This is a genomic window from Blautia sp. CGZ-1-C1, from assembly GCF_056504575.1.
In genome coordinates this window covers 1-18,661 of sequence record NZ_JBWLUT010000074.1, presented here as the reverse complement: position 1 = coordinate 18,661, position 18,661 = coordinate 1, and the positions used below count along the sequence as shown (strand labels likewise).

Below are 18,661 nucleotides of genomic sequence, written 5' to 3'. Positions count from 1 at the left end.
TGGGAAATCAAGAATGTCATGATACCCAAGCATCGTGCGAAACTCATGACTCCAGTACACTTCCTTAATATTTCCGCTTTTGTCACAATCAAAATGCCACATCCCAGAATGAATCACGTTATTGATCAGTTTCAGATTCTGCTGCATCCAGTCAATCTGAACAGACAATACCCATACCTGCTTTCCATCATCTGCTATGGCATCTTTCTTGCACATACGGACAAATACAGGTGTGCCATCGCTCATCAGCATCTGTCCTTCTCCACACCCTTGAAGGCGCTGGAACCTCTCGTATTCAAGAAAGGTCTGGTTTCCTCCATATAAAAGATTTCTCAGAGAACCTGATGTTTTCTTTTGAAATTCTTCAAACGTATATCCCAGATTCTTCAACATGTGTGAACTGACCTGTGTAATTGTAAGATTTTCATCATAATATCCTGTCATGAATCCAACAATATTCAGTTCGCTCACTGCATCCTGTACGATTTTTTGACAGTTTTCATTTAACTTTGTATTATCCAGTGAAAAGATATTATTTTCACTTTGCTTTTCTTTATTGAACATTTTTATCCTCCGTATATTCTAAGTCCAACAGGGATGTAAGTACTTCCATTAGTTTATTTATATCAAAAGGCTTTGAAAGATGAGCATTCATTCCTGCTTCAGCACAATATTCTTCATCACTCTTAAAGGCATTGGCAGTCACAGCAATGATCGGAATTTCAGCACTTTCTGAATCCATCTGGCGAATATGCTTTGTAGCATCTATGAACCGTTTCAAAAAGATAAGCTCGATCTGCATTTCCATAATTGCCGAGAACTTCAAGGAGTTTCTGAATTCCTGCTCCAATACTCTCTCTATTTTTGGCTTTGTCAATTTCTTTTAAAATCCGCAGAATAGCTTCTTCTCCTGCAAGGATACTGTAGTTCTGCCTGTCAGCCTCCTTTTTTATCATCTTTAATCTCCGTTATCTTTTTTACTTAATCTTTCTATTTCTTTTCTCTGTTACTCTATTCAGATAAGCTAAACCATAATAAAAAGCAAAGAAACTACTACTAATTAACCATAGTATCCCTTTGCTATTTCATATGCAACTGGCTGCCATTTTACAGGCCCTATAGCTTTGCGTCACAGACTTTCGTTTGCTTTGCTAAAATATTTATTTTCTTTTGGAAGTAAAATTAGTTCTATTATAGCCCCCCGAAAAATGTGTCAATTTGTATTTCACAATACGCTCATATAAATGATATAGTAAATCCAACATATTCTCATTCTTTAAATCGTTTAAATGGCACAAAATTAAAAATAAAAACCAGCAAAATGGTTTCGGTTGATTTTCTATTAAATTGGCTGTTATATTCTACCATGTCATCCTGCTTTTGTCTAATTCATTTTCAGATACAAGTACTATTTCTTGAACAACCTCCCTGCTTATCTCCGTTTTCAGCATACGGTTTTTCACCGATCTTTGGGAATATCTCATCAGCAAAATATTTTGCCCATGATTTTTCCAGCATTCGCTGTTCCCGTTTTGTAAGAAAATGAAAAGAATCTGTAAAAGATAACTGCTGAATAGGTACGAGCTTTTGACGCTTAAATCATGATATAAAACATAAAGCTAAAATTCAATGGTTGTTCCGATACTATTTTCTTGACCATATATCCGCCGACTGAACCGTTCTGTTTGGATGTCAGGTTACCGTTGTATCCATCTGTAAGCGGTACACCTAATTCGTTTGCAACCTCGAATTTGAAACGGTCTAACGCACCTTTTGCTTCTGGTACAGCTGCCTGGTTAGAAGATTTTGTGTTTGACATATCAATTTCCTCCTTGGTTGTTGTTTTCATTTTTGATTGTTTTGGTGTTGCAATGCTAGTATATGAAGCTAGAAGAATAATACTCTGGAAGTTTTCGTATACTAAGGAAGAGCATGGAAAATTTATTGCAATTTTATATTTTTTACGGTATAATTACATTTAACTACTGAGATTAATCTTTAATTTCAGACAGATATTTGTATCTGTGTATATGTGTGTAACTAAAAGACGAACCGTACAAAGGCGTACATCACATGAACTATCGTGTATGTATGCCTTTTTTTATATAACATTAATTTTTTATTATATAAAACGGTATCTTTAAAGTTCAAAGATGTATCTTCTTTTCTTTACTCACATAAATTCATAAAAAGGAGAGGAAGCCTATGATTAATTCTGTCGCAAATTTCATTAACAAACTGGATGGTCTTGTATGGGGATGGTGGATGATTCTTCTGCTTCTCGGGACTCATATTTTTATGACAGTCCGCACAGGTGTGATCCAGAGAAAAATCGTTACAGCTATCCGATTATCTGTCACGAAAGATACAGGGGCAGAAGGCGAAGTCAGTCAATTTGGTGCACTTACCACTGCTCTCGCTTCTACAATTGGAACCGGAAATATCATTGGTGTGGGAACCGCTATCGCGCTGGGTGGTCCTGGTGCTGTTCTCTGGTGCTGGCTGACAGGCGTTTTCGGAATCGCCACGAAATACAGCGAGTCTCTTATCGCTGTCAAATACCGTGTGAAAACGAAAGACGGACGTATGCAGGGCGGTGCCATGTATGCACTGGAACGCGGGTTACATATGAAATGGCTGGCATTGCTTTTTGCATTCTTCGGCGGCTTCGCTTCCTTTGGAATCGGATGTGCTACTCAGGTAAATGCAATTGCAACTGTATGTAATGAGAATCTGAGTATCTCTCCGGTTTTTATCGGAATCGCAGTTGCCGCACTGACAGCACTTGTTATCTTTGGCGGCATCAAATCAATCGCAACCGTATGTGAACGCCTGGTTCCGTTCATGGCTTTCTTTTATGTACTTGGATGTCTGATCATTCTGGGAATCAACTATGATTTTATTATTCCGGCAGTAAAAACGATTTGCAAGATGGCATTTACTCCAGGAGCTGCTGCCGGCGGACTGGTTGGACGCGGTATTATGATGGCAATGCAGTACGGAATTGCCAGAGGCCTTTTTTCCAATGAGTCAGGTATGGGTTCTGCCCCTATCGCAGCAGCTGCCGCCCAGACGAGAAATCCTGTACGTCAGGCACTGGTTTCCAGCACCGGAACTTTCTGGGATACCGTTGTTGTATGTCTCATGACAGGTCTGGTTCTCATCACAAGTATTATGAAAAATCCTTCCATTGATATGGGAAGTATCACAGATGGCGGTGTGCTTACCACTCTGGCATTTCAGCAGATTCCGGTACTTGGTCCGGTGATCCTGGTTGTCGGCATTATTTCTTTTGCTTACTCAACAGTTCTTGGATGGGCTTACTACGGTGAACGATGTGTGGAATATTTTGCAGGTAAAAAAGGGCTGATTCCTTATCGCGTACTGTATATCGCAGTTGCCGCGATCGCACCGGTTATTTCCCTGAATCTTGTATGGACCGTTGCCGATATCTTGCGATCCCATTGATGGCAATTCCAAACCTGCGTGGCTGTGTTGCTTCTCTCAAATGTGATCGTTGCAGGAGAACACAGAAAATATATCAATGATCTGGATGCCAGATGATGCTCCTGTGAAATTATCTGACAATAGTTAACTGTCTATTGCTCTTCACAACTGAAACAACAGGCTTACCTGATCTGGTTACAAGCTGTTTTCATCAATAGGCTTCAGAATACAGAACTGTTAAACCGTTATAAAATTTTTTACAAAAAGCAAGTTTCCAAAGTTCACTATATCTTGATGAACTTAGAAACTTGCTTTTATTTTTACACTCAATCTTCCTTTTTATCCAGCAACAGACGGATTTTTGAGACAAACAGGTCGAATGCAATATCATTCTTACCGCTGTTAATAACAATATCAGCTTTTGATCTGGTCGGTTCTACGTAAAGGTAATGCATAGGCTTTACAGTAGTCAGGTACTGTTTGATAATGCCGTTGAGATCTCTTCCGCGTTCTTCTACGTCACGTGAGATTCTTCGCAGGATACGCTCATCTGCATCTGCTTCTACATATACTTTAATATCCAGAAGGTCTCTCACTCTCGGATCTGCCAGAAGCAGGATTCCCTCTACAAGAATGCATCCGGTTTTCGGATCGATTCTGATCACCTTGTCAGAACGGTTATGTTTCGTATAATCATAAACCGGGCACTCGATTGATTTTCCCTCTTTTAACTGCTTCAGATGCTCTACCAGAAGCTCTGTCTCCAGTGAATCCGGATGGTCATAATTTACTGTTACTCTCTGTTCAAAAGGAACTCCGTCCTGTCTGCGGTAATAGTTGTCATGATAAAGAACAACTACATCATCTCCGAAATAATCTTTAATCCTGTTTTGTAAAAGTAGATTTACCAGAGCCGGAACCTCCGGCAACTCCAATCACAATGCTTCACATTTTTGTTTTTCCTCCATTGGCTGTATATTAACTGCTATGTGCTTCATTTCATGCAGTGTATATTTCTGCAATTTATTTCTGATTTTTATTCCTTGTATTATAATTCAGTCCGAATTCCTCCGGCATAAAGCGCGGGCAGATATTCTCTGAAGTACAGATTACAGTGGAGGAAAGACGTGTACCGATTCCACATGCCTCTTTTAATGTTTTTCCATAAGTAAGTCCTGCACAAGTTCCTGCAAAGAAAGCATCTCCCGCTCCCGTAGTATCAACTACATCTACCTTCATAGCCGGACATACGCCATATCCGCCATTCTGATCTGCATATACAGCACCCTGTCCTCCCATTGTCACGATCATCTGTGGAATACGTGCGGATTTCACACGTTCTGCAAGGATTTTAGCCATCTCTTCCGGTTCTGTCTGACTGTAATCTTCGGAGAAAAGAATGCCTGCTTCCTGTTCATTACATACGAAACAGGAGGTTCTTTTCAGAAAGTCTCTTCGCTCTACAGCAATACTCATATTGGATACCATTGCATATACTTTCTTATTATATTTCTCTGCATACGCAAAGGTTTTCTTAACGATTTCTCTGTCTGTATCAATCTCTATCGCAATGCTGTCTGCGTCCTTAAAAATCTCATCTCCACACTCATCCAGAATATATTCCACCGGTGTGTGATCTGGTCTCTTGGAAACAGAAGCAACTACATCTCCATTATTATCAAAGATTGCCATCCATGTTCCCATACCGTTTGGTACTTTACGCATATAACTTGTGTCTACTTTATGGCGTTCCAATTTACGGATGACTTCCTCTCCCATGGCATCGTCATTTACGAGACTGATAAATGTTGGTTTAAGTTCCAGATTTGCAATATCCTCTGCTACATTTCTGCCTACGCCGCCATGAATCTGTACGATAGTTCCTACGTTTCTTCCCTGAGGAATATAAGATGCTATGGAATATCCCTTTATATCAATAAATACATCTCCGATCACAACAATTCCCATACTTTGAATTTACTCCTTTGTTCCTTATTTTTTCATCTTTTTTGAAGACCTTTTCGCTGTACTAGTCATTGACGCTATGATAGCATAAAAAGCTTTTTCCGTAAAGTTTCTAATTTTTTCGACCTTATTCTTCACTAATCATAAAAATGTCCGGGAAACTTTTTTTAATTATAAGAACATTACAGAATAATTTTTCATAGCATAAAAAATCCCCGTCTGCTGCACATTATTTCAGACAGTAGATCGAGGATTTTAATCAATAGTCAATCGGATATTCGCAATCCGCTTTCGCTACTTGCTCATAACCAAATAACTGCTTCGCAGTTTATCAGAAGGGGCTTGTACCCCTTCTGATACAAGCAAGTCCCCACCCACTGCTTACTGCTCTTCGCAATTGAAGCAGGGGACTTACTTGATTTGGTTAAATAATGAATGCCGCAACAAAACGAACGATCAGTGCAACGATCCATGCAACCACACACTGCCACACAACTACACCTATGGCCCATTTTCCGCCAAGTTCACGTTTCACTGACGCGATTGCAGCCACACATGGAGTATAAAGCAGGCTGAATGCAAGCAGTGATGCTGCTGCCAGTGGTGTCAGTACAGAAACAATGCTTCCACTGAAAAGCACTTCCAGTGTCGATACCACGCTTTCTTTTGCCATAAATCCACTGATAAGAGCGGTGCAGATTCTCCAGTCTCCCAGACCAAGTGGCTTAAAGATCGGAACCAGAAGTCCGGCTGCCATTGCCAGAATACTGTCAGAAGAATCTTTTACCAGATTCAGATGCAGGTCAAAACTCTGGAGGAACCAGACAACCATAGTTGCAAGCAGGATTACAGAAAACGCTCTCTGCAGGAAATCTTTTGCCTTTTCCCACAGTAACTGTGCAACGTTCTTCGCTCCCGGCAGACGATAATTTGGAAGTTCCATGACAAACGGCACGGGTTCTCCTTTGAAAAGAGTACCATTGTACAGAAGTGCCGCCAGGATTCCCACAAAAATACCAAGCAGGTATAATCCTGTCATAATAAGCCCGCCTTTCTTTGGGAAGAATGCATTCACAAAGAAAGAATAGATTGGAAGCTTCGCAGTACAGCTCATAAACGGTGTAAGCAGAATCGTCATCTTTCTGTCACGTTCACTTGTAAGGGTACGCGTTGCCATAACCGCCGGAACCGTACATCCAAATCCAATCAGCATCGGCACAATACTTCGACCGGATAAACCAATCTTTCGCAGAAGCTTATCCATCACAAATGCCACACGTGCAATATATCCACTATCCTCCATAAGGGACAGGAAGAAAAACAGAGTAACAATTACAGGAAGGAAACTCAAAACACTTCCCACACCTGTAAAGATGCCATCAATTACCAGACTGTGCATGGCACTGTTTACATTGGCAGCTGTCAATGCTGCATCGGTCAATGCAGAAATCTTATCAATTCCTATTTCCAGGATTCCCTGAAGCCACGCACCGATTACATTGAATGTCAGATAAAAAACAAGTGCCATAATTCCTATAAAACAGGGAATCGCCGTATATTTTCCTGTCAGGATCCTGTCGATCTTTTCACTTCGAATCCTCTCCTTGCTCTCTTTTGGCTTTACAACGGTCTGCTCACATAATCGCTCGATAAAGTCAAAACGCATATCCGCGATTGCAGCACTCCTGTCGATCTGGCGTTCTGTCTCCATCTGCTGTACGATATGTTCAAGCATCTCCGTCTCATTGGTGTCTAGCTTCAGTTTCTCCATGATCAGAGGATCTCCCTCGATTGCCTTGGTTGCGGCAAAACGAGATGGGATGTCTGCCAGCGCCGCATGGTCCTCGATTAAATGCATTACCGCATGAATACAGCGGTGAACAGCACCGTCATGGTCATTCTTATCGCAAAAATCCTGGCGCAGCGGATGTTCCTGATATTTTGCTATATGTAATGCGTGGTTTACAAGTTCATCAACACCTTCATTCTTTGCCGCCGAAATAGGGATTACCGGAACTCCCAACAATGCTTCCATCATATTTACATCAATGGAACCCTGATTTCCCAGCACCTCATCCATCATATTTAATGCAACGACCATCGGAATGTCCATTTCCAGAAGCTGCATGGTAAGGTACAGATTTCTCTCTATGTTTGTCGCATCCACAATATTGATGATCGCACTTGGTTTCTCATCCAGAACAAAATTTCTGGAAACGATTTCCTCACTGCTGTAAGGTGACATAGAATAAATTCCCGGAAGGTCGGTAATCTCTGTATTTGGGTGTCCCTTAATAGAACCTGTTTTACGGTCTACAGTTACTCCCGGAAAATTCCCTACATGCTGATTAGAGCCTGTCAGTTTGTTAAATAATGTAGTCTTTCCACAGTTCTGATTTCCTACCAGTGCATAAGTCAGAGTAGTTCCTTCCGGCAGAGGGTGCTCGTCTTTCTTGGAGTGATACTTTCCTTCCTCTCCCAGTCCCGGATGTTCTGCGTCACTCAGAGACTCAATTCCTTTATGACTTCTGCTTCTTCTTGGAATCTGCTCAATCTCTATCTGTTCTGCTTCTGCCAGTCTTAAGGTCAGCTCATATCCATGCACCTGCAGTTCCATCGGATCTCCCATAGGCGCAAATTTTACAACCGTAACCTCCGCACCGGGAATCATACCCATATCCAGGAAATGCTGACGTAAGGCACCTTTTCCACCAACCGATCTGATCACGGCACTTTTTCCAATTTCCAAATCTTTTAATGTCATTGTCGTTCGCTCTTCTTTCGTTTTGTCATTTGGTTGTTATTGGCTAATGATTAATTATTATCAATAATTTATCCATCGAAGATAGCTTATACTAACTGATAATTTTTGTCAAGTAGGACAGGCAGTGGAAAAAATTATAGATACAATATTTCCTATAATTTTTTTTCATATTACAGAAATGAAAAATATTGCAGAAATAAAAAACTCAGATGAATTTACCTTATCATCCGAGTTTCCTGAATTCATCCAGACAAATCACAACATCTGTCCCGACATTTATTTGATTTTTTATTAGTGAATCTTTTAGCAGTATTTATATATTTATTTCCTGCTTCTGCTTTTTTATATATCAGAGTCCGATAGCGCCTGTGATATCGCCATTAATTACATAGTATGCTTTATATTCTTCCGGTTTAATATAAATCTTAACGTCTTTAAGATCTTTCTCCTTCTTGCCCATTTCTTCTGTCCAGATCTTCTTTACATTCTCTAAAACATCTTTTGCATAGACTTCTTTACCCATGAACTGAACGTATACTTCTGCAGTTGCTTCTTTCTTAGCAGTTCTTCTGGTAGTTGTCTTCTTCTCTGCTGCTTTTGCAACTGGCTTTTCTGCAGCTTTTTCAGCAGTTTTTTCAACTGGTTTCTCTGCAGTCTTCTTTGTTGTTCTTCTTGTAGTTGTCTTCTTTGCTGTAGTTTTAGTTGTTTTTGCTGCCTCTTTCTTTGCAGTTTCTTTGTTATCGGTTTCTTTCTTCTCAGCTTCTTTGTTTACAGCTACTTCTGAAGCAGTTGTCTTTGCAGGAGCCTCTTTAACTTTGGTTGTCTTCGCAGTGGATGTATTGAGATCTGCTGTAGTTTTTTTTGTTGCCATTTGATAGCCTCCTTACAAGGTATAATTATTCTTTTTATGGAAATAGAATACTACTAATCTCCTGTTTTTGCAATGATTTTTGCCTTTACATGGAAAAATTACTACAAACAGACAGCCTTTTCCTATATTCTTTCGCTCCCATTTTGTGCAATATTACTTATAATCCCAGATTCTGCAAATCTTCTTTCATATACTCAGACAGCTTTTTCTGCAATTCCTGATTCTGCGGAAGGCTTAAATCTTCATCCAGAGAAAGAATATCTGCCGCTGTCTCACTGGCTGCTTTCAGGATATCCGCATCCTGATAAATATCTCCAAGTTTAAACTCCAGCAGACCACTCTGGCGGATTCCAAACAAATCTCCAGGGCCTCGAAGCTTCAGATCTTCCCCTGCGATGTAAAATCCATCATTAGATTTATTCAGAATTTCCAGACGTTTCGAAGTCTCCTTCGCCCCATTTCCCTGCATAAAAATACAATAGGACTGATATTCTCCACGCCCTACACGCCCACGAAGCTGGTGAAGCTGTGCCAGTCCAAAACGCTCCGCATTCTCCACCATCATCACTGTCGCATTTGGCACATTCACGCCTACCTCCACAACCGTCGTCGACACAAGAACCTGGATTTCTCCCGCTGCAAAAGCCTCCATGACCGCATTCTTCTCTTTCGCCTTCATCTTCCCATGAAGAGACGCCACCTTAATATCCGGCGGAAAAACATTCCGTAACTTCATCGTATAATCCAGAACATTCTCTCCATCCATGCCCTCACTCTCTTCAACCATCGGACAGATCACATAAACCTGACGTCCCTGACGGATCTGCTTCTCCATAAAAGAATAAGCCTTGGGCCGATAAGAAGTATCCACAACACAATTCTTAATAGGAAGTCTCTGCGCCGGAAGCTCATCAATCACAGAAATATCCAGATCACCATAAATAATGATAGCAAGAGTACGCGGAATCGGTGTTGCACTCATTACCAAAACATTCGGCGGATTTCCCATCGTCGTCAGGGCTTCCCTCTGCTTCACACCGAAACGGTGCTGCTCATCCGTAATAACAAGCCCCAGATTATTATACTGCACCTTCTCCTGTATCAAAGCATGCGTTCCTATGACCAGATTCGCCTCTTTCGATGCGATCAGCGCATATTTTTCCCGCTTCTCCTTCGCCGTATCCGATCCGGTAAGCAGTACCGGATGACCAAATTCTATATTATGCTCCTGCAACAACTTCTCCATCGCCTGAAAATGCTGCCTCGCCAAAACCTCCGTCGGCACCATCAAAACAGCCTGATAACCATTCTCAACCGTCATAATCATCGCCAGAAAAGCCAGAATCGTTTTTCCGCTTCCCACATCTCCCTGAACCAGTCTGGACATCAACGCCTGGCCACTTAAGTCCCTCTCAATTTCATGCCAGACATTCAGCTGAGCCTTCGTCAAGTCATACGGCAAATCCTCTATAATCTTCTCCGTCGTCCAGACAGGATGCATCGGAAACGCATTCGGCGCCTCTTCCGTCTTCTCCCTCAACCTCTGCACCGCAAGAATAAAAAGAAGAAACTCATCAAACACCAGACGCCTCCTGGCAGATAACAACTCCTGCATATTCTTCGGAAAATGAATCGCCGGAACTGCAAAATTCCTGTCTGCCAGATGATACTTCTCCTTAAATTCATCCGCCAGATACTCCGCCTGAAGATTCTGCTCCTTCAACACCTGATGAAGCAGCTTCACGATTGTCTTATTCGAAAGCCCTGAAGTCAGCCCATAAATCGGCTGAAGACTATGCAGAATCTCCTCATAAGCCGCCGGAGTAAAAATCTCCGGATGCTCCATCTGCAACTTTCCCTGCTTTCTCGCGATTCTTCCCCTCAGAATAAAAGCACACCCTTTTCTCACCGTAGAACGCAAATACGGCGCATTAAACCAGGTAACCGAAAGCCTCCCTGTAAGATCCGCCACCGTAGTTGTAATCACCTGAAGATTTCTCACCTGATTCACATATACCCCCGTAACAACCGTCCCGGAAATTGCCACAACAGAGCCCTCCTCCACTGCTTTAATCTCCACCGGCTCCTCATACGCATCATAATTCCGGGGATAATAACTCAACAGCGACTCCACATCCGTCACCCCGATTTTCGAAAACAGCTTCTCTGTTTTCTCACCTACACCCTTCAACGTACGCAAAGATGTTGACATATACCACAGCTTCCTTTCTTTCCATAAATATTTCGTATCACATTTAAATACCAGGCAGGAAAATTATTTGTTTTTAATAGCTTGGAATATCTTAGAGCCTGAAACCGCATATAAAAACAAATAATTTTCCTGCCGTCCCCTATTGAAATACGAAAACGGATATACCTCACCTCTCCGGCGACCTATATCCGTCCTCATTTACCTATAAATATTCATTTAAATCCTAACGACCATTATTCAACGGAAATAACATAATAATAAATCGGCTGTCCGCCCGCATTAAGTTCCACATCACAATCCGGATAAGCCTCCTCAAGTGCTGCTGCCAGTTCCTCAGCTTCCGCTTTCTCAGTATCAGCACCATAATAAATACTAATCACCTCAGAATCCTCATCCACCATCTCTGCAACAGTCTCCTTCGTAACTTCCACACGATCCTTACCAACAGCCAGGATTCCATGATCACCGATACCCATGATATCTCCCTCATGAATCTCCTTATCATCAATTCTGGTATCACGAACCGCATAAGTAACCTGTCCCGTCTTGACATTCTCGATTGCCTGAAGCATTGCCTCTGTATTCTCAGCACTGTTCTTCTCAGGCACATAGCTGATCATAGCAGTGATTCCCTGCGGAATTGTCTTAGTCGGAACAACTACGATCTCTTTATCTTCTGTAAGATCTCTTGCCTGATTTGCAGCAAGAACAATATTCTTATTATTCGGGAAGATATAGATGGTCTTTGCATTTACTTTTGCGATTGCATTCAGCATATCTTCTGTACTTGGGTTCATTGTCTGACCACCTTCGATCAGATAGTCTACACCCAGTTCCTTAAAAATCTCTGTCATTCCATTACCAACAGATACGGAGATAAACCCAACTTCCTTCGGAGGCTGTGCTGCTACTTCTTTCTCTTCCTGTTCAGCCTGCTCTTTCGCCAGCTTCTGGGCATCTTTGATCAGTTTCTCCTGATGTTCCTCACGCATATTGTCAATCTTCATGCGGGAAAGAGCACCAAATGTAAGAGCTTTCTCGATTGCCTGTCCAGGATGATTTGTATGAACATGTACTTTCACGATTTCATCATCTGCGACAAGAACGATAGAATCACCCAGTGACATAAGGAATTTCTTGAATTCATGCTCTGTCTCCCCGGACATCGGCTGATTCAGAAGAATGATAAATTCTGTACAATAGCCAAATTTAATGTCAGCCTCTGTCTGAGCATCAATCTTAGTTACTGCAGGTCCTTTCGCTTTATCAAACTGAGTATAATCGATCTCTTTACCAAGGAAACCATCATATGCACCATGATATACTTCCAGGAGTCCCTGTCCGCCAGAGTCCACTACTCCTGCTTCTTTCAAAACAGGAAGCATCTCCGGTGTCTTCGCCAGAGTTTCCTCTGCATGAGCAATCACACCTTTAAAGAATGTATCCAGATCCTCTGCTGTCTCTGCAATTTCAACAGCTTTCGCAGCTGCTTCTCTTGCAACAGTAAGAATTGTTCCTTCTTTCGGTTTCATAACCGCCTTGTATGCAGTCTCCACACCTTTCTCCATCGCTGCTGCGATAGCGCTGGCATCCAATTCCTTGCTACCTTTAACGCTCTTGGTAAAACCACGAAGAAGCTGGGAAAGGATAACACCTGAGTTACCTCTTGCACCGCGCAGAGAACCGGAAGAAATCGCTTTAGCCAGTGACTCCATATCAGGCTCTCCAAGAGATCCTACCTCTGCAGCCGCTGCCATAATTGTCATTGTCATATTGGTTCCTGTATCTCCATCCGGTACCGGAAATACATTCAGTTCATTGATCCATTCTTTCTTAGCTTCCAGATTCTTGGCTCCTGCAAGAAACATTCTGGAAAGTATTCTGGCATCTATGGTTTTGTTATTCACCACAAGTTCCTCCTCTATCCTAATCAATTGCACGTACACCTTCTACATAAATATCGATCTTATCAATCTCCATTCCTGTAAAGGCTTCGACTTTATATTTGACATTGCTGACAAGGTTGTCTGCAATTGTGCTTATATTCACGCCATATGCCACAATAACATGGAAATTCAGGCGGATTTTATTGTCCTCAGTAATTCTGACACTGATACCATGTTTCAGGCTGTTCTTACCAAGAAGCTTAACCAGTCCGTCTTTCATGCTGACTGCAGCCATACCTACGATACCAAAACACTCTACTGCAACGCTTCCTGCGTAGGTTGCGATTACATCTGTGTCAATTATGATCTGACCTAATCCGGAATCTATACGTCCATTCATATGGTTACCTCCAATTAATATATTGTATGTAAGTGTATTATAACCTCTTTTTACAGAAAAGGAAATATAATTTTTGAGTTTTTTCCTTTTTTTGCTTGCAAAAGCACAATTCATCTGTTACAATGTAATCTGTTGAACAAAAGGTTACTGTTTTAGACACCAGGCACACAGCAGACAGTAACAATAAAGCGTCAAGGAGGTGCTATCATGGCTAAATGTGCAATCTGTGAAAAAGCTGCTCATTTCGGAAATAATGTAAGTCATTCACATAGAAGATCCAATAAAATGTGGAAATCTAACGTAAAATCCGTTAAAATTAAAACTGCTGAAGGCGGAGCTAGAAAGACATATGTATGTACTTCTTGCTTAAGATCCGGTAAAGTAGAAAGAGCATAATAACACCAATTGCCCCTGTTTTTACAGGGGTATTTTTTTACCCTTTAGAAAACCAGCCTCTCATTTCCAATGATCCAATGGATATTTACAATTACATGAAACTTACCTAATCTGTTAAAATCCACAATTATCAGATAAAAATATAAGAGACCACAGTCTGCCAGATATTCTACAAAATTTTATAGAAATCATGGCTGATCCTGTAGTCTCTTTTTCTTTTATATATTATTTTCAGTGGCAGAAAAGATGATATCCCAGCAGCAGGAAAATTCCGGCTGAAACTACCAGGATCACATTCTCTGCGATCAATAATCCGATCACCATCCCAAGCCCTATGAAAAACAGCATAAAACCTATCAGCTTTTCCAATTCTTCTGCACCTTTTCTTTTTCATTGGTTTGATATATTTTATGCAAAAACTCTATTATGAATGCCTATAACGGATTTCTGTCTTATTTTTCAGGCTCACTGATTGGTTCATCGTCACCTTTTCCTGATGTGAAACGATCTACAAAATCCGGCACCATATCAAGAATCTTGGTCAGTCCATCCTGATTCTTCACGTTGACAAGTTTGGTTGTTCCATTCTGAATTACAAGTACTGCGCATGGAGTCATCTTTCCGGCCATTCCACCGCCTCCGTTATCCTTCTTCTCTCCTGAGAAAGCACCGGCACCTACGCCAAAAGAGACATCCATCAGAGGAAGGATGATCGTGTCGCCTACATGGATTGCTTCTCCCACTACAGTTTTTGCAGAGATAAAGCTGTCCATTCCCTTGAATAATGAGTTTACAGTTTCTTTAAAGTTATTTTCGTTTGCCATGGTCATGCCCTCCTGGTTTTCCAACGTTTTATAACGTATTTTATATTTTTATCAAAATAAATGATCAATGCAGCGCGCAGAAAAACAAATCCATAGATTCTGCCTTTTGCCCTGATATTTCCCTGCAGATAATTCTCTCCATCAAAGCGAGGATTGATCTGAACACAGTTCTTATGAAAAGGAATTGTCATACCAAGTACAGCAAGTGCTGTTCCCGTCAGAGCCGGATCTTCAAAAGAAAATGCAACCTGTCCTTCTATCTTTGTAGGGAAAATATGCTTAAGAAGAAATTTCGCATGTTTCCACACCAGAGTTCTGGCAGCTTTTACTCTCGGATGTTCGAGAAAAGATTTCCACCAGGACAGATTATTTTTGACTTTCTTGAGTGTCCTGCGAATATTTTGCAATTTTGTCCGAATTCCTTTGAATATATTTCGAATTCGGTCATATATTCTTTTAATAAAGAACGTTTTCTGTTCTGAAACCTCCTCTGAAACTGTATCTTCTGGTTGAATTTTATTTTCATTTGTCACCGTTTCGGTATTTTCTGATTCATTATCTGGTTTGTGCTGGTCCTGTCTTATACTTTCTTCATTTTCATTGATTTTAGTATGATTTTCAGTAGAATTTACACCTTGGTCTGCCGAATCATTCAATAATTTTGCTTCTGATTCATGCTCTTCATTCTTTGAATTTACCGCCTGAGATCTCGAATTTTTTGTACCAGATTTCGATTTCTTTGAAGTGTTCTTTGTATTCTTTGTATTTTCCGAATCTGATTTTTTCTTCTGGCGTTTCTTCAATAATTTATCTACGGGAATTCCAAATAGATGAAACGACATTTCCATCTGCCGATCTTTCCATTCAGCTTTCAGCGAAACTCCATGAAATAACCAGCTTACAACGCCTTCTCCTTCTATCTGATTCCAGGCTCCTTCCGTCTTAACAGCTGATGCCTTATATCTCACAGGGCAGAACAGAACAAGAAACACTGCCAGTAAAAGAAGTCCCAGCAGGATCCCCAGTATGATCAATATAAACTTAAGGATCAGCCATAAAATATGTAACATATTCTCACCTGTTTTCTATATATTCAGCTATTGCAAAGGTTCCTGTCTCCGTATACATTTCATCAATCAGGCTCCTCACCATCTCCAGAGCCTCTTCCTTGCCCTTTGCCATTCCTATGATTTCAGGACAGATTCCGTAAAAGCTCTTCTGGAATAACATCGCTGCCGGAATAATATCCATAAGATTAGATGGATTTTCTGATAATGTAAGAAGATAAATGCCTGGCACCAGTTTTCCACTATTTAATTTCTTTTTTATCTTACCGGGATTCTTTACAGATTCCCCTGCCAGAAAATTCTCCTGCCACTTTAGCATCTTACACCCTCTCTCATTTCTGCCTACACCAAATCAATAAGCTTATCCTTTTTATTTCTCAGTCTTTTATATCCCAACAGTCATCTATTCTGTAACTAAAGTATTCCCGTTTTCTCCGGAATTTAAACCGGGCTGCGTCGTAAAAACACAGCCCTGTTCTCGTTAATAATACTTATGCTGTTTTCCCCAGAGTCCGTTGCTTCTCATTTCCAGATATTCCTGATAAGCACGTTCTACAATCTGCTTTTCATTGGAAAATCTCAGCAGATGGTAGATCTCATGGAATTTGTAATATCCGGAATCTACAAAAAACTCTTCTCTTTGGGGCTTACTATGATAATTATCCGCAGTCATCAGATACCAATGTACCTCTTTGGAAACCACGTCCTCCGGAACGGTAAAGTTATATTGGCTCTTCCCGATATATTTCACAATGGTCGCACGCACTCCAGCCTCTTCCATCACTTCCCGCAATGCCGTCTGTTCATGCGTCTCACCCGGTTCCACTGTTCCCTTCGGTAATACCCAGCCCTCATAACGGTTCCTGTAAGATTTATACAATGTAAGAATCTTACCCCGATGAATTACCACACCGCCACAGCTCGTTGCTTCTATCATAATGCAATCCCTCCTGTTTTGCGTGGTATTATAAACTGAATATAGTATACCTCTTTTTCCCAAAACCCGCAACCCGTAAATATGAAATCATTGCCGTTGTTACTGTTCACACACCGCTATCCCAGGATACACAAGCCAAATTTCAATTGCTGCTGGCAAGCCAGAATAAATTGGGACTGTATTACTGAGAAGATAATGAACATTAATGCTACCGATATTACTGAATATAAACCAAATGCTCTGTTCAAAGATTTTTTCAAATTCCTCATTGAACAGAGCATTTCTTTAATTATCAGTTGTCATAATAATATGCATCAAAAATCTGTCCGGCAATCGGGACTGCTGCTTCGCTTCCCGTACCACCATTCTCAACGATAATAGCTACCACGAGATCCGGATTATCTACATTCGAATAACCGATAAACCAGGAATGGCTGGAGCCATTTTCATCAAATTCCGCAGATCCGGTCTTGCCTGCTACCGTATATCCTCTTCCATTCAGTGCAGATGCCGTTCCATTCTCTACAACACCTTTCATCAGTTTTCCAAGGATATTCGCCTCGTTTGTAGTCATTAATTGTTTATAGCTCTCCGGTTCTGTTGTCTTGACTGTTTCTCCGTCTGAGCTGACTATCGAATCAATCAGATATGGTTTCATCAGTTCGCCACCATTTGCGATCGCACTGGTAATCAACGCCATATGCATTGGAGATACCAGGGTATTTCCCTGACCGATTGCAGTCTGCATAACCTCTGCCACCGAAGACTTACCATTTAATGTAAACGTACTCTTTTTATAAGAAGTAAGAGGAAGGCTCTTATTAAAAAGAAGATTCTCTGCAGTCTTTTTCAAAGAGCTTCCACCAAGCATAGTTCCAATCTCCGCAAATGCACTGTTACAGGAATTGGCAAAAGCACTGTAAAAGTCTTCCTGTCCATGAACTGTTCCACCATAACAGCTGATTGTATGATCTTCCATGGTAATGCTACCCTCACAGAGATAAGAAAAACCTTCCAGACTTCCCTTTGTTCTGAAGTAGTCAAGAGCAGTTACCACTTTGAATGTAGAACCCGGAGGATACGCTCCGTTGGTCGCCCTGTTCAGAAGGCTGCTGTCATTGGAATCATTAACCAATGTATCCCAGTTCTGGGAGATCGTATTTGGATCAAAATCCGGCTTGCTCAATTCCACCAGAATCTTTCCCGTAGATGGTTCAATCGCAACTACCGCACCTCTTCTGTCTCCAAGGGCATTATATGCCGTTGTCTGAAGATCAGCATTTAAGGTTGTCACTACAGAATCACCCGTATTCTTCTGATTCAGAAATTCATTTTTTATCTGATTCAGAAAGAATTCATGAGATGTCAGAAGCTGGAAGTTTGCTTCTGATTCCAGTCCGCTTTTTCCATTTGTATCATATCCAACCACATGAGCAAACATATTTGCATATGGATAGGTACGCTCCTCTGTCCCATCTTCATAAACATTAGTCTGGGCAAGCACCTGCTCATCCGCAGATATGATCTTTCCCCTGACAACTCTGTCTGAAAATGTATCCTGTCTTGTATTATACGGACTGTTGATAAAATCATCGCTCTTTGCATAATTAAAGTAGACCAGATACCCGATCATGCTGACAAAGATCAGCACAAAAAAACAGGATACCAGTGTATATTCCCGATTACCGGGTCTTCTTTTTTTAGAAATCTCCTGAGCCTTGCGCTTCTGACGCTTCCTGAGCTCTTTGCGCCGCTTCTTTTCTTCGATATCTCTCAATTTCTTCGTCCTCATCTTCTCTCAAAATATACAATCCCTGAATAATTGCCAGCATCAGCACCGTACTCGCCACAGAGCTTCCTCCGTAACTGACCAATGGAAGTGTCACACCTGT

Annotated in this window: 16 protein-coding genes, 4 pseudogenes and 1 riboswitch; of the genes and pseudogenes, 2 read left to right on the top strand and 18 right to left on the bottom strand. The window is 41.1% G+C overall.

The window, feature by feature from the left end:
* The 4 genes and pseudogenes from AC058W_RS05600 to AC058W_RS05585 form a co-directional block, all read right to left on the bottom strand.
* Positions 1 to 564, bottom strand: a pseudogene (locus AC058W_RS05600) (hybrid sensor histidine kinase/response regulator); the annotation flags it as partial.
* The gene (locus AC058W_RS05595; RefSeq protein WP_182474164.1) at positions 554 to 742 is read right to left on the bottom strand and encodes a response regulator; all 189 of its coding nucleotides are present in this window, start codon (positions 740 to 742) and stop codon (positions 554 to 556) included. The gene AC058W_RS05595 and the pseudogene AC058W_RS05600, both read right to left, overlap by 11 nt.
* The gene (locus tag AC058W_RS05590; protein ID WP_118591596.1) at positions 723 to 956 is read right to left on the bottom strand and encodes a hypothetical protein; all 234 of its coding nucleotides are present in this window, start codon (positions 954 to 956) and stop codon (positions 723 to 725) included. Before AC058W_RS05590 ends, AC058W_RS05595 begins: the two co-directional genes overlap by 20 nt.
* Before the next feature lie 131 nt (positions 957 to 1,087).
* Positions 1,088 to 1,163: riboswitch (cyclic di-GMP riboswitch) on the bottom strand.
* Between the two features lie 431 nt (positions 1,164 to 1,594).
* On the bottom strand, positions 1,595 to 1,819 hold the full coding sequence (locus AC058W_RS05585) for an alpha/beta-type small acid-soluble spore protein (protein WP_118247874.1): 225 nt from the start codon (positions 1,817 to 1,819) through the stop codon (positions 1,595 to 1,597).
* A 386-nt stretch (positions 1,820 to 2,205) separates the two neighbouring features.
* On the opposite strand from AC058W_RS05585, the pseudogene AC058W_RS05580 reads away from it, so the two are divergent.
* Positions 2,206 to 3,595: pseudogene (locus tag AC058W_RS05580) on the top strand (alanine/glycine:cation symporter family protein).
* Positions 3,596 to 3,773: 178 nt separating this feature from the next.
* Here the strand turns inward: AC058W_RS05580 and udk are convergent.
* From udk to AC058W_RS05545, 7 genes and pseudogenes are all read right to left on the bottom strand, one after another.
* Positions 3,774 to 4,389: pseudogene (gene udk / locus AC058W_RS05575) on the bottom strand (uridine kinase).
* An 81-nt stretch (positions 4,390 to 4,470) separates the two neighbouring features.
* On the bottom strand, positions 4,471 to 5,415 hold the full coding sequence (locus tag AC058W_RS05570; RefSeq protein ID WP_118610053.1) for a carbohydrate kinase family protein: 945 nt from the start codon (positions 5,413 to 5,415) through the stop codon (positions 4,471 to 4,473).
* Positions 5,416 to 5,836: 421 nt separating this feature from the next.
* Entirely contained in the window at positions 5,837 to 8,176 is a 2,340-nt protein-coding gene (feoB, locus tag AC058W_RS05565; protein ID WP_118610052.1) for a ferrous iron transport protein B, read from the bottom strand.
* A 349-nt stretch (positions 8,177 to 8,525) separates the two neighbouring features.
* Positions 8,526 to 9,047, bottom strand: a complete 522-nt coding sequence (locus AC058W_RS05560; RefSeq protein ID WP_118610051.1) for a DUF6465 family protein — start codon at positions 9,045 to 9,047, stop codon at positions 8,526 to 8,528.
* A 157-nt stretch (positions 9,048 to 9,204) separates the two neighbouring features.
* The gene (gene recG / locus AC058W_RS05555; protein WP_118610050.1) at positions 9,205 to 11,259 is read right to left on the bottom strand and encodes an ATP-dependent DNA helicase RecG; all 2,055 of its coding nucleotides are present in this window, start codon (positions 11,257 to 11,259) and stop codon (positions 9,205 to 9,207) included.
* A gap of 233 nt (positions 11,260 to 11,492) precedes the next feature.
* Positions 11,493 to 13,127, bottom strand: a complete 1,635-nt coding sequence (locus AC058W_RS05550) for a DAK2 domain-containing protein (protein ID WP_445291953.1) — start codon at positions 13,125 to 13,127, stop codon at positions 11,493 to 11,495.
* Positions 13,128 to 13,185: 58 nt separating this feature from the next.
* Positions 13,186 to 13,545, bottom strand: coding sequence for an Asp23/Gls24 family envelope stress response protein (locus AC058W_RS05545; RefSeq protein WP_020993850.1), 360 nt, complete (start codon positions 13,543 to 13,545; stop codon positions 13,186 to 13,188).
* 207 nt (positions 13,546 to 13,752) lie between these two features.
* On the opposite strand from AC058W_RS05545, the gene rpmB reads away from it, so the two are divergent.
* Entirely contained in the window at positions 13,753 to 13,941 is a 189-nt protein-coding gene (gene rpmB, locus AC058W_RS05540) for a 50S ribosomal protein L28 (RefSeq protein ID WP_019161496.1), read from the top strand.
* A gap of 231 nt (positions 13,942 to 14,172) precedes the next feature.
* Here rpmB and AC058W_RS05535 read toward each other — a convergent pair whose 3' ends face one another.
* The 7 genes and pseudogenes from AC058W_RS05535 to AC058W_RS05505 form a co-directional block, all read right to left on the bottom strand.
* Positions 14,173 to 14,310 (bottom strand): hypothetical protein, encoded by a 138-nt coding sequence (locus tag AC058W_RS05535; RefSeq protein WP_178760763.1) that lies wholly within the window; start codon positions 14,308 to 14,310, stop codon positions 14,173 to 14,175.
* A gap of 83 nt (positions 14,311 to 14,393) precedes the next feature.
* Positions 14,394 to 14,765: a GerW family sporulation protein gene (locus tag AC058W_RS05530; RefSeq protein ID WP_117677344.1), complete on the bottom strand. Its 372-nt coding sequence runs from the start codon at positions 14,763 to 14,765 to the stop codon at positions 14,394 to 14,396.
* A gap of 2 nt (positions 14,766 to 14,767) precedes the next feature.
* On the bottom strand, positions 14,768 to 15,835 hold the full coding sequence (locus AC058W_RS05525) for a DUF2953 domain-containing protein (RefSeq protein ID WP_118610049.1): 1,068 nt from the start codon (positions 15,833 to 15,835) through the stop codon (positions 14,768 to 14,770).
* 4 nt (positions 15,836 to 15,839) lie between these two features.
* Positions 15,840 to 16,151: a hypothetical protein gene (locus tag AC058W_RS05520; protein ID WP_117677346.1), complete on the bottom strand. Its 312-nt coding sequence runs from the start codon at positions 16,149 to 16,151 to the stop codon at positions 15,840 to 15,842.
* A 162-nt stretch (positions 16,152 to 16,313) separates the two neighbouring features.
* On the bottom strand, positions 16,314 to 16,769 hold the full coding sequence (locus AC058W_RS05515; RefSeq protein ID WP_055060056.1) for an NUDIX hydrolase: 456 nt from the start codon (positions 16,767 to 16,769) through the stop codon (positions 16,314 to 16,316).
* Positions 16,770 to 17,061: 292 nt separating this feature from the next.
* Positions 17,062 to 18,561 carry a peptidoglycan D,D-transpeptidase FtsI family protein gene (locus AC058W_RS05510; RefSeq protein WP_117845861.1) on the bottom strand — a complete coding sequence of 500 codons (1,500 nt, stop codon included), beginning with the start codon at positions 18,559 to 18,561 and terminating at the stop codon, positions 17,062 to 17,064.
* Positions 18,470 to 18,661 (bottom strand): annotated as a pseudogene (locus AC058W_RS05505) (FtsW/RodA/SpoVE family cell cycle protein); the annotation flags it as partial. The pseudogene AC058W_RS05505 and the gene AC058W_RS05510, both read right to left, overlap by 92 nt.

What these genes read in the sequence shown, in the direction of transcription:
- AC058W_RS05520 (WP_117677346.1), bottom strand. Translation starts at nt 16,151, where the DNA reads ATGCTAAAGTGGCAGGAGAATTTTCTGGCAGGGGAATCTGTAAAGAAT.
- AC058W_RS05545 (WP_020993850.1), bottom strand. Translation starts at nt 13,545, where the DNA reads ATGAATGGACGTATAGATTCCGGATTAGGTCAGATCATAATTGACACA.
- AC058W_RS05570 (WP_118610053.1), bottom strand. Translation starts at nt 5,415, where the DNA reads ATGGGAATTGTTGTGATCGGAGATGTATTTATTGATATAAAGGGATAT.
- AC058W_RS05515 (WP_055060056.1), bottom strand. Translation starts at nt 16,769, where the DNA reads ATGATAGAAGCAACGAGCTGTGGCGGTGTGGTAATTCATCGGGGTAAG.
- feoB (WP_118610052.1), bottom strand. Translation starts at nt 8,176, where the DNA reads ATGACATTAAAAGATTTGGAAATTGGAAAAAGTGCCGTGATCAGATCG.
- AC058W_RS05525 (WP_118610049.1), bottom strand. Translation starts at nt 15,835, where the DNA reads ATGTTACATATTTTATGGCTGATCCTTAAGTTTATATTGATCATACTG.
- AC058W_RS05560 (WP_118610051.1), bottom strand. Translation starts at nt 9,047, where the DNA reads ATGGCAACAAAAAAAACTACAGCAGATCTCAATACATCCACTGCGAAG.
- AC058W_RS05590 (WP_118591596.1), bottom strand. Translation starts at nt 956, where the DNA reads ATGATAAAAAAGGAGGCTGACAGGCAGAACTACAGTATCCTTGCAGGA.
- AC058W_RS05595 (WP_182474164.1), bottom strand. Translation starts at nt 742, where the DNA reads ATGGATTCAGAAAGTGCTGAAATTCCGATCATTGCTGTGACTGCCAAT.
- AC058W_RS05510 (WP_117845861.1), bottom strand. Translation starts at nt 18,561, where the DNA reads ATGAGGACGAAGAAATTGAGAGATATCGAAGAAAAGAAGCGGCGCAAA.
- AC058W_RS05585 (WP_118247874.1), bottom strand. Translation starts at nt 1,819, where the DNA reads ATGTCAAACACAAAATCTTCTAACCAGGCAGCTGTACCAGAAGCAAAA.
- AC058W_RS05530 (WP_117677344.1), bottom strand. Translation starts at nt 14,765, where the DNA reads ATGGCAAACGAAAATAACTTTAAAGAAACTGTAAACTCATTATTCAAG.
- rpmB (WP_019161496.1), top strand. Translation starts at nt 13,753, where the DNA reads ATGGCTAAATGTGCAATCTGTGAAAAAGCTGCTCATTTCGGAAATAAT.
- recG (WP_118610050.1), bottom strand. Translation starts at nt 11,259, where the DNA reads ATGTCAACATCTTTGCGTACGTTGAAGGGTGTAGGTGAGAAAACAGAG.
- AC058W_RS05550 (WP_445291953.1), bottom strand. Translation starts at nt 13,127, where the DNA reads ATGTTTCTTGCAGGAGCCAAGAATCTGGAAGCTAAGAAAGAATGGATC.